The following is an 11,355-nucleotide window of genomic DNA, read 5'->3' as shown; positions in this document are numbered from 1 at the left end:
GGGCGGCGGCCGCCCAGGGGCGCCCCGGCGCCCGCTCTTCGGCATAGCCGGGAACCGTTGCGAGGGCAAATTGTCGCCCCCGCTCCGCCGTGTCACGGTTTCGGCGCCTTTGCCCGGCAATTCCCAAGCCGGCGGCGCCGTCGCGTGCCGCCCCTCGCTTTCTGCAATTTCATCCGTCCCGTTAACCGGCGATCAAGGTTAATCAAATAGTTTGCCGTCCGTTGGCGTTGTGTTTGCGTATCGGTGAGGTTCGAGTGCGTGCATCGGCTATAGGGCGGCTGTTTGAGCGCGTCTGCGAAGACCGTTCTTCTCTTTCTCCGCTGTTTCTCGGGCTCGCATTGTGGGCCGGTTTTCCGACGGCGACCGCCTATCAGGACATGACGAGCCTGGTTTCCGGGCAGGAGGCGGGGCCGCGCTGGGCCGCGGTGATAGAACGCTCGGTGGCCGGTTCCGTGCACCAGGCGGAGATGCCCTTTGCCGATCCGGATGCGCGGCTCGGCGGAATTTCCGGCAGCGGTATGGCGGCCGCGGGCATCGGCGAGATTGCCTTCCGCGCGAAACGGAAGATCGCCGCCGTCACGCCCGACGAGGACCGCGTCAATCGCGCCGAGAAACGGGGCCGCCTGGTCGATGCGGTGCCGATGGCGCCGCCGAAGCTGTTCAACGCCGGTTCCATCTTCGAGCAGAAGGGTGCGCTTTTGGCGCCGCGGCGGGCGAGCGACGTGCACATGGCCTTCGCCAAACCCGAGATCAAGGGCAAGGAGGTGCAGATCGCCTCCGCCTTCTACCTGAAGCACGACCGGCAGGCCGGGTCCGATCTGCCGCCGGCGATCGCCAGCCTGATCAACAACGACAAGGCCGATGTGCTGGCCACCGCCTATGCGCCGGCCGAACCGGACTATGCCGAGGCCTCGCCCTTCGCCAGCATCCTGCGAGACAAGGACGGTGGTCGCTTCATCCCGCCCGTTTCGCCCGGTGACCACGCTTGGGCGCGCCAGCCGCTGCCGCCCTCGGCCTTCTCCAAGCAGGAGCAGCGGTGCCTGGCTGCGGGAATCTATTTCGAGGCGCGCGGCGAGCCGGTGAAGGGACAGGCCGCGGTCGGCCAGGTCATCCTGAACCGGGTGCGCAATCCGGCCTATCCGAACTCCGTCTGCGGCGTCGTCTATCAGAACAAGAAATGGCGCAACCGCTGCCAGTTCTCCTTCGCCTGCGACGGCATTCGCGACCGCGTGAAAAGCCCCGCGCATTATCGCATGGCCGAGGAGGTCGGGATGGCGGTGACGGCCGGCAAGATCTGGCTGGAAGAGGTCGGCTCTTCCACCCACTACCATGCCACTTATGTGAACCCGCGCTGGGCTTCGACCATGGAGCGCACCAAGCGGATCGGCCGGCATGTCTTCTACCGGACCTATGGCGGCGGGTGGAAGTGAAGCGCCGTCTTCACGCCGGGTGGCGTGAAAAGACGGCGATTCCGTCCCGGCTGGCGAACAGGCTGTGAATGACGCTTTGTCGCACCCATGTAACATACTGATTTTAAACTGAAAAGTAAGTCAATCCTGGTGCCGCTGCGTGGCTTGACTGGCGCGGGACCGGTCTCTATGTTGCGCCCGACTTTGAAGCGACGAAGCTGACCGGTAACCCGGCATGGAGGGTACGGTGGCCGATCGGGACAAGCCGGGCGATCTGGATGGACGCCGGCGTACCCTGGAAGCGGCGCTGGCGGCCAGAAAGCCGGCGGAACCGGAAAGCGACGAGCGCGCGAAGACAGGCGGTGCGGGCGGTTTTGCGAATGCGCTGAGGCTTTCCAGCGAGTTCATCGCCGGCATTGTGGTCGGGGCGGCCCTCGGCTGGTTCATCGATGAGATGGCCGGAACGTCGCCTTGGGGATTGATCATCTTCCTGCTCCTCGGTTTCGGGGCGGGCATAGTCAATGTCCTGCGCTCGGCGGGGCAGGTCGCTGACTTTGGCGCGACGCCGCCGAAGAAGGGCGATGATGAGGACGGCAAGGACTAACATGCGGCTTCCGCCGCGGCGTGACAGGTGAGGGAACCTCAGTGGCCACAGACCCGATTCATCAGTTCCAGATCTCCAAATGGATTCCGATTGAAGTCGGCGGACTCGATTTCTCCTTCACGAACGCCTCGGCCTTCATGGTCGCAACCGTGGCGGCCGCGGGTGCGTTTTTGTACCTGACCACGTCGAGCCGCGGGCTTGTTCCCGGCCGGCTGCAGTCGGTCTCCGAGATGACCTATGAGTTCATCGCCTCGATGCTGCGTGATGCGGCCGGCAGCCAGGGGATGCGCTTCTTCCCATTCGTCTTCTCGCTGTTCATGTTCGTGCTGGTGGCCAACCTGTTCGGCATGTTCCCCTATTTCTTCACCGTCACCAGCCACATCATCGTCACCTTCGCGCTGGCGCTTTTGGTGATCGGAACGGTCCTCGTCTACGGCTTCTGGAAGCACGGCCTGGGTTTCCTGAAACTGTTCGTTCCTGAAGGCGTGCCGGCTGTGCTGGTGCCGCTCGTGGTCGCGATCGAAGTGGTTTCCTTCCTTTCGCGTCCGGTCAGCCTGTCCGTGCGTCTTTTCGCCAATATGCTGGCCGGGCACATCACGCTGAAAGTCTTCGCTGGCTTCGTCACCTCGCTCGGCGCGCTTGGCGTCGCCGGGGCCGCGGGCGCGGTGCTGCCGCTCGCCATGACCGTGGCGCTGACCGGCCTCGAATTCCTCGTGGCCTTTCTGCAGGCCTATGTCTTCGCGGTGCTCACCTGCATGTATCTCAACGATGCCCTGCATCCGAGCCACTAGGAAAACAGATCGGCGGGTTCCCGCCTGAACCGGATAATCCGAATTTAAATCCACAAGGAGTTGCAAGATGGAAGTAGAAGCAGCACAGGCAATCGGCGCGGGCATCGCCTGTCTCGGCATGGGCGGCGCCGGCATTGGCCTCGGCCATATCTTCGGTAATTACCTGGCGGGCGCCCTGCGCAACCCCTCTGCCGCCGACGGTCAGTTCGGCCGCCTCATCTTCGGCTTCGCCGTGACCGAGGCGCTGGGCATCTTCTCGCTGCTGGTGGCGCTGCTTCTGCTCTTCACCTAAGCGCGCATCGAACGTGCTTTCGGCCGGCCGTTCCGTGCGGCCGGCTCTTCGGTATCCAAGGGGACAGCCATGTTTGTGGCACCGGCATTCGCACAGGCGGCAGAGGACGCCGCCACCGAAACCCACACAGAGACCGGCGTAGCGGAGAATGGCGGCCACGGAGGCAGCTTTCCCCCGTTCGACGCCTCGACCTATCCTTCGCAGCTCTTGTGGCTCGCGATCACCTTCGGCCTCTTCTATCTGTTCCTGAAGCGGGTGGCGCTGCCGCGCATTGCCAGCATTCTGGAGGTGCGGCGCGATCGCATTGCCCAGGATCTCGACCAGGCGGCGCGCATGAAGGAAGAGGCCGACGCCGCGATTGCCGCCTACGAGCAGGAGCTCGCCGAGGCGCGCAAGAAGGCCGGTGGCATCGCCCAGGAAGCACGTGACAACGCCAAGGCGGAAGCCGAGGCCGAGCGCCGCCGCGTCGAGGAATCGCTCGAGAAGAAGCTCGCCGAGGCCGAAGGCCGCATTTCGGAGATCAAGCAGACCGCGCTCGAGGATGTCGGCATCATCGCCGAGGAGACGGCGGGCACCATTGTCGGTGAACTGGTCGGCGGTACGGTGGACAAGAAGACCCTGGTGGCCGCCGTCAAGGCCGCCCGGCAGTAGGAGAGGGCTATGGACGCGACATTCTGGGCACTGGTCGCCCTCATCATTTTTCTCGCCGTTCTTGTCTATTACAAGGTGCCGGGAATGATGAACCAGACGCTCGACAAACGGGCCGAGCGCATCCGCAACGAGCTGGAGGAGGCGCGCGAGCTGCGCGAAGAGGCGCAGCAGCTTCTGGCCGAGTACCAGCGCAAGCGCCGCGAGGCCGAGCAGGAGGCTGAGGAGCTCGTCGCCGCCGCCAAGCGCGAGGCGAAGATCATCGTTGCCGAGGCGAAATCGAAGACCGAGGAATACGTCACCCGCCGCACCGCGCTTGCCGAGCAGAAGATTGCCCAGGCGGAGCGTGACGCCGTCAACGAAGTGCGCGCGCGTGCCGTCGACGTGGCCATCGCGGCGGCTGGAAGCATTCTCGCCGAGAAGGTCGACGGTGAGGTGAGCGGCACGCTTTTCGAAAATTCGCTCAAGGAAGTGAAGTCGAAGCTGAACTGACTTCCCTCGGAGCGCGAACATTCAGCTGCCGCCGGCTTGCCGGCGGCTTTTTTTTGAGCAATTCCAGGAAAAGTGGACGCCGGTGGAATTGCGTGGAATTAACGGTTCGATCAGTTCACCGTTTTCGTGAAACGGCGAACGGATCCAGCCTGGCCCAAGACTTCCATCCGTTCCGGCTTGCGCTGCGCAGTGTCTTTATCAGCGGCCCGGGGGCGAATAGGCGATATCGAGCATCTCGCAAAGCTCTTTGAGGCATCCTTCGAAGATCGGCTCCACGTTGCTGAAGGCGAAGCCGATCTGGTTCAGCACCTCCATGCACAGGAGGCCGTAAAGCCGCATCCAGCAGGTGAGAAAAACGTAGGCAGCTTCGGGCGGTAGCCGGCCGCCGATTCGCTCCGAATAGACCTGAAGCTGCTCGGCGATCGCCGGGTCCATGTCGTCCAGGCTGGGAATTGGAAAGCGCTGCGCTTCCCAGATGACCACGACCTGCTCCAGGAACACCTGCCCGAAGGCGTAGCCGGAGTGGCTCGAGGAGGGGTCGCAGTGCGGCATGGAAGGGGCGGGCACGGGGCTGGCGAAAAGAATCCGGAATTCCGCCGGATGCGCGACGGCCCAGCCGCGCAGGGCACGGCAGATGGACAACAGCCGCTCGGCCGGCGTATCGAAGTCGGGCTGATCTCCGGCGGCGCGCATGGTCTCGATCAGCTCGCGGAAAAGGTCGGCTTTCAGCCCCTCCATCAACTCGGCCTGGCTCGCATAGTAGCGGTAAAGCGCGGGCCCCGTCATGCCCATGGCGCGGGCGACGGCGTTCATCGTCACTGCGGCACTCCCCTCGGCCACGAGGAGCGCGCGTGCGCTTGCGCAAATTTCGCTGAGGGTCGCTTCGCGAAGCCGTTCCCGGCGGCTTTTCTGATATGCGGAGGGCATCTGCTCGTTGTCCGTGACCGTTGACAGGAAAGTGCCAATAACATTAGTTAGAGTATCTAACGGAAAGTGTTCATGCAAGCAGTGCACCACACGGCGAGCGCATGACGGCGCCGGGCTGACCGGCAACACAGTGGGAGCGATCATGATTGTGCTGATCCTGGGGCTTTTCCTATTCCTCGGAACCCATTCGGTGCGCATGGTCGCACCCGGTCTGCGCGAGCGAGTCATGGCGCATGGCGGCGAGCGGGCATGGATGCTGCCATACACCGTCATCTCGATTCTGGGCTTGGTGCTGATCGTGTGGGGCTATGGCCTTGCCCGGCAGGAACCAATCGTCCTCTATGCACCGCCCATGGGGCTGCGGCATCTGGCGCTGCTGCTGATGCTGCCGGTCTTTCCGCTTGTCGCCGCCGCCTACGCGCCGGGACACATCAGGGCGGCGCTCGGGCATCCGATGCTGATCGCGACGATCCTGTGGGGAGGCGCGCATCTCATTGCCAACGGTACGCTGGCGGATCTGTTTCTGTTTGGCGGACTGGCCGGATGGGCGGCCGTCGATTGGGTTTCCTCTGTTCGCCATCCGCGCAAGCCCGCTGCGGCGCGCAGGCCCTCGATCCGCGCCGATGTGGTGGCCGTGCTCGCCGGATTGGCCGTCTACGGCCTTTTCCTTGCCGGACTGCATCGGATGCTCTTCGGCGTCTCGCCGGTGTGAGGCTTAACCCGCTTTCTCATGCTCACCGCACGGCGATCTTGGGGCCGGTCCAACCAGGTGCAGGGCGAGGGATATGGGAATGCGGGTTAGAGCAATTCCAGGAAAAGTGGAAGCCGGTTTTCCATCCGGAATTGTGTGGAATCAAATGGTTATTTCAGTTCACCGTTTCCGTGAAACGGTGAACTGAACTAGGCTTCGGCCGGCTTGAAGGGCGAAAAGCTCATCCGGTGAAGCCGGATCATCGGCCCGTGCTCGGCAATGGCCGAGCGGTGCTTTTCCGTGGCGTAGCCGACATGGCTGTCGAAGCCGTAATGCGGTGCGCAACCGCCGGTGCGCACCATCATCCGGTCACGCACCACCTTGGCGACGATCGAGGCGGCGGCGATCGACTGGGAACGCTGATCACCCTTGACGACGGCCCGGCAGGGGCAGGGCAGGCCCGGCGGTATGTCGCGACCGTCGGCGAGCGCATAAGCCGGCCGCACGCACAGGCCTTCCAGGGCCCGCCGCATCGCCTCCAGGCTCGCCCGAAGAATGTTCGACCCGTCTATGGTGGAGGCGCAGATGGAGGAGACCGAGACGGCGAGCGCGGCCTCGAAGATGTCCAGGAAAAGGCTGTCGCGTGCTTCCCGCGCCAGCCGCTTGGAATCGTCGAGACCGTCCGGGATGCGCTCGGGATCGAGCACCACCGCGGCCGCGACGACCGGTCCCGCCAAGGGGCCGCGGCCCACCTCGTCCAAACCCGCCACCGGTGCGTGCCCTTCGCGCATGATGCCGCGCTCCAGCACGAAATCGGGCCGCACCGGGAGATCGAAAAGAAGCGGAGAATCGGAATGCGAAGGAGCCATTGCGGCGATGCTCGCATCGCTTCCGATTCTCCGCAAGCCTTTCCCGGGGAGGGGGCAGAGAAATCCGGGGAAGGCGCCGTCGGGACGGGGGAGGGCCCACGACGGAAAGGATGTGCAGGCGCGGACGCGCGCCCGCCAGGAATGTCAAAGCAGCACGAGTTGCTCGCCCGACCCGTTCACCGGCTTGAACAGGTCCGTGCGCAGCTTGCGCCGCTCGGCGTTGAGGCCGATGCGCTTGGCGGCGATTTCGAAACGGCGGCCGATCTGCCAGGCATAGGGGCCGGTTCCCTTCATGCGCTTACCCCATTCCGAATCGTAATCTTTGCCACCCCGCATCGAGCGTACGAGCGACATGACGTGCCGATAGCGGTCGGGGTAATGGCGCAGGAGCCAGTCCTTGAAGATCGGGCTCACCTCCAGCGGCAGGCGCAGGATGATGTAACCTGCCTCGCGTGCGCCGGCGGCATGCGCCGATTCCAGGATGCGCTCGATCTCGCTGTCGTTGAGGCCGGGGATGACCGGTCCGATCATCACGGAAACGGGAATGCCGGCCTCGCTGAGCGCACGCACCGCCTCCAGCCGCCGCGGCGGCGTCGCCGCCCGCGGCTCCATCGTACGGGCAAGCTTGCGGTCGAGCGTGGTGATCGAAAGCGCCACCTTGGCCAGCCCCTTCTCCGCCATCCGCGATAGGATATCGATGTCGCGTGTGACCAGCGCCGATTTCGTCACGATGCCGACGGGATGCCCGTGCGCTTCCAGCACCTCGAGGATCTCGCGCATGATCCGCCACTTCTTCTCGATTGGCTGATAGGGATCTGTGTTGGTGCCGATGGCGATGGTGCGCGGCTCGTAACCGCGCTTGGAAAGCTCCCTTTCCAGAAGGCGCGGCGCATCCGGTTTGGCGAACAGGCGCGATTCGAAATCGAGACCCGGGGACAAGCCCATATAGGCGTGGGTTGGCCGTGCGAAGCAATAGACGCAGCCATGTTCGCAGCCGCGATAGGGATTAATGGAACGGTCGAAGGAGATGTCGGGCGACGAATTGCGCGTGATGATGGCGCGCGGCTTTTCCACCTGTACTTCCGTCTTGAAGGGCGGCAGGTCCTCGATCGTCTCCCACCCGTCATCGAAGACGTGCCGGGTGATCGGCTCGTAGCGTCCGGTGGGGTTGATCCCGGCGGCCCGGCCGCGCCGGCGATCATCGCCAATCCGCAGGCCGGCCTCTTCGATCACCGCATTGGCGGCTGCCGCCCCGGCACCGCGTGAAGCGACAAGGTCTGCCCGTGCAATCTGGTCCATGGGTCCCATGCCTTTCGCGTTCCGTACAATCGCGTTCGTTGGATGAATCTATTCCTATCCAGCGATATGGAACAAAGCAAGAACTTTTTGGCGGACCTGTGAATATTTTCCGCTTTTCACCCCTTGGCGCGGCGCAGGTGCTCGTCGAGGCGCGGCATGATTTCCACGAAGTTGCAGGGCATGTGTCGATAGTCGAACTGGTCCTTCAGGACGTGGTCCCAGGCGTCGCGGCACGCGCCCGGCGAGCCCGGCAGCACGAAGACGAAGGTCTGGCCGACGAGCCCTGCGGTGGCGCGCGACTGGATGGTCGAGGTCCCGATCTTCTCGAACGACACGCGATGGAAGACATGGGAAAAGCCGTCCATGCGCTTGTCGAAAAGCGGCTCCAACGCTTCCGGCGTGACGTCGCGCCCGGTAAAGCCCGTGCCGCCCGTCGTGATCACCGCGTCTATGGCGCCGTCGGCACACCAGGCCCGGACGACCTCGCGGATGCGTTCGGCCTCGTCGGGCGCGATCGCCCGGTCGGCGAGGTGGTGGCCGGCCTTCTCGATGCGCTCGGCGAGGGTGCGGCCGGATTTGTCGTCTTCCAGCGCACGGCTGTCGGACACGGTGAGCACGGCAAAGCGCACCGGAATGAACTGGCGGTCGTTCTCAGCCATCCTGAACCGGCTCCGAAGTTGGCATGATGCTCGTCGCTTGAAGGAACCATGCGGGGCGGCGGCTGGCAATGGCCTTTGCGGCCGCGCGCGCGTCTTCATCCGTCGCGAAGATGCCGAAGCAGGTCGCGCCCGAGCCGGACATGCGCGCCAGAAGCGCGCCGGTTTCTCGCAAGGTCTCCAGAACCGAGGCGATTTCCGGCACGAGGCCGATCGCCGCCGGTTCCAGATCGTTGCGCGTAGTCTCCAGCCAGTCGACCGTTGCGGCGATATCGCCCCCCCGAAAAGGCGGAAGCGGCGAATTCGACCGCTTCACCAATGCCGCGAAGACGGCGGGCGTGGCAAGGGGGATGCCCGGATTGACGAGCAGGGCCGGCAACGAGGGCAGGCCGGCCACCGGCTCCAGCGTCTCGCCGATACCGCGCGCGACCAGCGGCCGGGCGACAAGGCACATGGGCACGTCGGCGCCGAGACGCAGGGCGATCTGTGCCAGTTTCTCCCCGGTCGTGTCGATCCGCCAATATTGCTTGAGCAGACCGATCGCCGCAGCCGCGTCGCTGGATCCGCCGCCGATTCCCGATGCAACGGGGAGGTTCTTCTCCAGCGTGAGCTTTACCGGTCGCGCCGCGGTCGCACCGAAGGCGCCGCGCAGCATATCGCGCGCGGCCAGCACCAGGTTGGTGCCGTCGCCCGGCACCTCCGCGCCATAGCGGCCGGTCACGACGAAGGCGTCGTGATCGGAGGTTTCCGCTTTCAGCAGATCGCCGTGCCGCGTGAAGGCGACGAGGGTTTCCAGAAGATGATAGCCGTCGGCGCGCCGGCCCGTCACGTGGAGCGCCAGGTTGATCTTCGCCGGCGCCGCGCGCTCCAGGCCACCCGCCATGGAGAGGGGCTCAGTCCTTGGCCAGGCGATACTCGCCGGTCTCGGGATCCTTGACGAGTGTGCCCATGCTGCCGGTGCGCGCCTCCTGTCGCACGCGCTCCATCCGTGCGCTGACACGCTCGGCCTCGCGTACGAAAGCCCGGTAGCCGAAATAGGCGACGACGGCGATAAGGCTGAAGAAGATCAGTTGCGGCATGCTGCTTGTCTCCTAGCACTATCCCGAAGATAGTTCGTTTCGCCGGCCGCGCAATCCTTCAAAGACCATAGCGCCGCCACAGAGCCTGTTCCTCGGCAGCCTGCAGAAGCCCGGCCGTCGCCGCCGCGGCGATTTCGGCCTGCCCCTCCGTGCCGAACAGGCTCACCCGGCGGCCGAAAAGGCCGCGCGGCTGGCTTACCAGCTTGAGCCTGGTCTTTTCGCCATACCGGCTCTTCAGATAGGAACGCATGTCGCCGAGCGCGTCGACCAGGCCGAGCGCGTGCCCGCGCTCACCCGACCAGAACAGCCCCGTGAACAGATCGTCGTTCTCGACGAGCCTCCCGCCTCTCCGCTCCTTCACGAGTCCGACGAAGATTTCGTGCAACTCGTCCTGGATGGACTTCAGGTGCTTCACATCCTCTTTCTTCTCCGGCTGGAAGGGATCGAGGATGGCCTTGTTGCGGCCGGAGGTGTGCACGCGCCGCTCCACGCCGATCTTGCCGATCATCTCCTGGAAGCCGAAACCGGCCGACAAGACCCCGATGGAACCGACGATCGAGGAGGGGTCGGCGATGATCTCGTCGCCTGCCAGCGCGATCATGTAGCCGCCGGAGGCGGCGACGTCCTCCACGAAGACGAGCACCTTCCGGTTCTTCTCCTTGGCAAGGTCGCGGATGCGCTTGTAGATGAGGCGCGACTGCACCGGCGAGCCGCCCGGAGAATTGATCGAGATCGCCACGGCCGGGGCCGAATAGGAAAAGGCCTTTTCGAGCACGCCCGCCGTCGAGGAAAGCGAAAGATGCTGGCGCATGGGGCTGGCGCTGGCCATGATCGCACCCTGCAACCTGACGACGGGAATGGTGACGGCGTCGGAACGCAGGGATTTCGGGAGAAGGCGCGACAGCAGCTGTTTCAAGGGGCGGGTCTCCAATGCCTCGGTGGATTTCATGTAGGCGCTCGCCGAAATTGCGCAATGCCCGGTTTGTCGGGTTGAACGTCAATCATCGAAGAGGGTTGCCGTACCGTTGATGATCGCGTCGGCGCGCGGGGTGAAGCTGTGCTCCTCCCCGTGCAGCACCAGCTGCGGCCGGAATTTCAGGCCGCCGCGTGCCCCCTTGCGCGCCCTGACCACGACGCGAATCGCCTCACTTTGCGCTCGCGCGTGGATGGAAAGCGCCTCGGTGCTTCCGAAGCGGCCCGAAAGGGCGGTGAGAATTTCGCCCAAGGAAGCCGGCCGCGCGATAATGCCGATTGCGGCGCCGGGGGCGGAAATCGCCGCCGCGGTTCTCAGCCAGCGGTCGAACAGGCCGTCCTCCATGACGTGCGCCTGCCGCTTCAGCCGGTCGGGCGTTGCCCGGTCGTGGGCGGCGTTGAAAGGCGGGTTCATGATGATGAAGTCGAACGAGCGGTCGGCAAGCCCGGCGTTTCTGCGTTCCCGCCCGGAGAGTCCCACGTCCACTTCGACCACCGAAAGGCGCGGCGCCAGCATGCCGTTTTCCGGCAGGCGGATGCTTTCGCGGGCGCACGCCGTCATCTCCGGCGACCGCTCCACCAGCACGACCCGGGCTTCACGGCAGCGCGCGGCCACGGCGAAGCCC

General features: G+C 64.8%; 15 protein-coding genes. 7 read left to right on the top strand and 8 right to left on the bottom strand.

The genetic code is table 11. The features are described 5' to 3' along the window. Positions 1-254: 254 nt before the first annotated feature. The 6 genes from ACFP9U_RS20005 to ACFP9U_RS19980 all read left to right on the top strand — a co-directional run bounded on the left by ACFP9U_RS20005 (position 255) and on the right by ACFP9U_RS19980 (position 4,236). A complete protein-coding gene (locus ACFP9U_RS20005; RefSeq protein ID WP_378624151.1) occupies positions 255-1,430 on the top strand; it encodes a cell wall hydrolase in 1,176 nt (391 codons plus the stop codon). A 214-nt stretch (positions 1,431-1,644) separates the two neighbouring features. Next, positions 1,645-2,013: an AtpZ/AtpI family protein gene (locus ACFP9U_RS20000; protein WP_378624149.1), complete on the top strand. Its 369-nt coding sequence runs from the start codon at positions 1,645-1,647 to the stop codon at positions 2,011-2,013. Positions 2,014-2,054: 41 nt separating this feature from the next. After that, on the top strand, positions 2,055-2,804 hold the full coding sequence (locus ACFP9U_RS19995; protein WP_322452728.1) for a F0F1 ATP synthase subunit A: 750 nt from the start codon (positions 2,055-2,057) through the stop codon (positions 2,802-2,804). A 67-nt stretch (positions 2,805-2,871) separates the two neighbouring features. Further along, positions 2,872-3,096 (top strand): F0F1 ATP synthase subunit C, encoded by a 225-nt coding sequence (locus tag ACFP9U_RS19990; RefSeq protein ID WP_322452727.1) that lies wholly within the window; start codon positions 2,872-2,874, stop codon positions 3,094-3,096. A 69-nt stretch (positions 3,097-3,165) separates the two neighbouring features. After that, positions 3,166-3,747 carry a F0F1 ATP synthase subunit B gene (locus ACFP9U_RS19985; RefSeq protein ID WP_378624147.1) on the top strand — a complete coding sequence of 194 codons (582 nt, stop codon included), beginning with the start codon at positions 3,166-3,168 and terminating at the stop codon, positions 3,745-3,747. 9 nt (positions 3,748-3,756) lie between these two features. Further along, positions 3,757-4,236, top strand: a complete 480-nt coding sequence (locus tag ACFP9U_RS19980) for a F0F1 ATP synthase subunit B (protein ID WP_378624146.1) — start codon at positions 3,757-3,759, stop codon at positions 4,234-4,236. A 198-nt stretch (positions 4,237-4,434) separates the two neighbouring features. Here ACFP9U_RS19980 and ACFP9U_RS19975 read toward each other — a convergent pair whose 3' ends face one another. Beyond that, on the bottom strand, positions 4,435-5,163 hold the full coding sequence (locus tag ACFP9U_RS19975; protein WP_378624144.1) for a TetR/AcrR family transcriptional regulator: 729 nt from the start codon (positions 5,161-5,163) through the stop codon (positions 4,435-4,437). A 142-nt stretch (positions 5,164-5,305) separates the two neighbouring features. Between ACFP9U_RS19975 and ACFP9U_RS19970 the strand changes: the two genes are divergently transcribed. Continuing rightward, positions 5,306-5,875 carry an NnrU family protein gene (locus ACFP9U_RS19970; protein WP_378624143.1) on the top strand — a complete coding sequence of 190 codons (570 nt, stop codon included), beginning with the start codon at positions 5,306-5,308 and terminating at the stop codon, positions 5,873-5,875. Between the two features lie 188 nt (positions 5,876-6,063). On the opposite strand, the gene ACFP9U_RS19965 is transcribed toward ACFP9U_RS19970, so the two are convergent. The 7 genes from ACFP9U_RS19965 to ACFP9U_RS19935 all read right to left on the bottom strand — a co-directional run. Beyond that, positions 6,064-6,723, bottom strand: a complete 660-nt coding sequence (locus tag ACFP9U_RS19965; RefSeq protein WP_322452722.1) for a ribonuclease HII — start codon at positions 6,721-6,723, stop codon at positions 6,064-6,066. A 144-nt stretch (positions 6,724-6,867) separates the two neighbouring features. Then, the gene (locus tag ACFP9U_RS19960; protein ID WP_378624141.1) at positions 6,868-8,022 is read right to left on the bottom strand and encodes a PA0069 family radical SAM protein; all 1,155 of its coding nucleotides are present in this window, start codon (positions 8,020-8,022) and stop codon (positions 6,868-6,870) included. A gap of 116 nt (positions 8,023-8,138) precedes the next feature. Beyond that, positions 8,139-8,681, bottom strand: coding sequence for a molybdenum cofactor biosynthesis protein B (gene moaB / locus ACFP9U_RS19955; RefSeq protein ID WP_378624139.1), 543 nt, complete (start codon positions 8,679-8,681; stop codon positions 8,139-8,141). Continuing rightward, the gene (locus ACFP9U_RS19950) at positions 8,674-9,561 is read right to left on the bottom strand and encodes a 4-(cytidine 5'-diphospho)-2-C-methyl-D-erythritol kinase (protein ID WP_378624138.1); all 888 of its coding nucleotides are present in this window, start codon (positions 9,559-9,561) and stop codon (positions 8,674-8,676) included. Before ACFP9U_RS19950 ends, moaB begins: the two co-directional genes overlap by 8 nt. A 10-nt stretch (positions 9,562-9,571) precedes the next feature. Further along, positions 9,572-9,757, bottom strand: coding sequence for a hypothetical protein (locus ACFP9U_RS19945; protein WP_322452718.1), 186 nt, complete (start codon positions 9,755-9,757; stop codon positions 9,572-9,574). Positions 9,758-9,815: 58 nt separating this feature from the next. After that, positions 9,816-10,673 (bottom strand): S49 family peptidase, encoded by an 858-nt coding sequence (locus ACFP9U_RS19940; RefSeq protein WP_378624136.1) that lies wholly within the window; start codon positions 10,671-10,673, stop codon positions 9,816-9,818. Positions 10,674-10,754: 81 nt separating this feature from the next. Beyond that, the coding region (locus ACFP9U_RS19935; protein ID WP_378624135.1) for a methyltransferase at positions 10,755-11,355 on the bottom strand (601 nt) is incomplete at its 5' end.

The organism is Nitratireductor sp. GCM10026969 (assembly GCF_042660605.1).
Lineage (GTDB): Bacteria > Pseudomonadota > Alphaproteobacteria > Rhizobiales > Rhizobiaceae > Chelativorans.
This window is presented reverse-complemented; position numbering and strand designations above follow the sequence as displayed.